This is a genomic window from Reichenbachiella versicolor, assembly GCF_003171675.1.
GTDB classification, from domain to species: Bacteria; Bacteroidota; Bacteroidia; order Cytophagales; family Cyclobacteriaceae; genus Reichenbachiella; species Reichenbachiella versicolor.
In genome coordinates this window covers 1-1,459 of the sequence record NZ_QFZQ01000022.1, presented here as the reverse complement: position 1 = coordinate 1,459, position 1,459 = coordinate 1, and the positions used below count along the sequence as shown (strand labels likewise).

Annotated in this window: 1 protein-coding gene; it reads right to left on the bottom strand. The window is 38.5% G+C overall.

Annotation, left to right across the window (positions count from 1 at the left end):
- Window positions 1-155: 155 nt before the first annotated feature.
- A complete protein-coding gene (locus DKG80_RS21015; protein WP_109833356.1) occupies window positions 156-1,382 on the bottom strand; it encodes an IS110 family RNA-guided transposase in 1,227 nt (408 codons plus the stop codon).
- Window positions 1,383-1,459: the final 77 nt, after the last annotated feature.

The following is a 1,459-nucleotide window of genomic DNA, read 5'->3' as shown; positions in this document are numbered from 1 at the left end:
ACCAATGCATAGATTACCTAAATAACTGATGATCTAAGCTGTTTTCTATTAGAGAAAAATTTTTTCTACGTGCTCTACGGCAACAACTGTGGGTGCTTAGCGTCTGTTATCGGTTTTATGCTCGGGGTATAATCCACCAAAAAAAAGACGACCTTTCAATTGTTGGACGCTGATGTTTTTAGGTTGTCTAATCTGTTCTGCAACCTTTGCATTTCTTTGTTTCTTTTCGCCTTGATCACCTCAGTTTTAACTTGATGTTCTCGGTATTCTACTTTGTCTCTTAGGATATGGAAGGCGGCTGTGAGGATCTTATGTCCAATAGCCATTGCTGCCTTTTTCTTACCTCTTCTTGAAGCCAGAATTGAGTATTTGTATGATAGCTGTGTGTTCTTAGTATGACTAGCAGACCAAGCACATTCGATAAGAGTCGTCTTTAGGTATTTATTGCCTTGAGTAGTTCTCGACGATTTTTTCTTACCTGCACTTTCGTTATTACCAGGGCAGACTCCAGCCCAAGACGCTAGATTTTTGTAGGAGATAAATTGTTGCATGTCAGTACCTGTTTCTGATAATATTCCAGTTGCTGATTGTTTGGTAACACCGGGTATTGTTTGCAGTAAGCTAACCTCTGTACTCATCTCATTAAGGTATAGATCAATTTGTTGTTCTACTTTTTCGATGTTACTATTGATGTAGTCAATAGTTTGCAGTAGCAGATTCAACATGAATTGATGACTTTGATTAAACCGTCCATTGAGCGCTAATTGAATCTGTTCTTTTTTTCTGATCAGAGAACCTTTAGCAAGGTTGGATAAAGTGACAGGATTAGTTTCTCCTTGAGCGAGTTGTCGAATCATAGCTAAACCTGATTTACCGAAAATGTCACTAAGAACCGATGATAATTTGATATTGGCATCTTCCAAGATGTTTTGAAGTCTGTTTTTCTCAGTAGTTCGTTGCCTGATTAATTTCTTACGATGTCTGTAAAGGGTTCTAAGTTCTCGGGTCTGCTGGTTGGGAACAAAACTTTTCTTTAGTAGACCACTAAGCAATAATTTAGCTATCCATTCGCTATCCTTCTTATCTGTTTTATGACCAGGCACATTTTTGATATGACGGGCATTGACAAGAAGTATCTCAAAGTAGTCTTCGAGTACATAGTACACAGGTTTCCAGTAGACTCCTGTACTCTCCATGGCAATATGAGTAATACCATTGTTTTGAAGCCAACAAGTTAAGTGTTGAAGCTCTGAGGTGAATGTGCCATAGGTTCTAGTTTCGGTTTCTATAGCTGTACCACGAATGGTCGCTACTACGGTTTCTTTATGAACATCCAGGCCACAACCGCGTTCAATTAGCTGAGGGAATTCTACTGTAGACATATCGTTTTATAGTTTGGTTTCTATTTAAAACGAGTTTCATGCCTGTGGGTGAATTCCCTTATTCATGAAAGTTTTAT

Excerpts from the sequence above, each read along its gene's own strand:
- DKG80_RS21015 (WP_109833356.1), bottom strand. The coding sequence starts at position 1,382 with ATGTCTACAGTAGAATTCCCTCAGCTAATTGAACGCGGTTGTGGCCTG.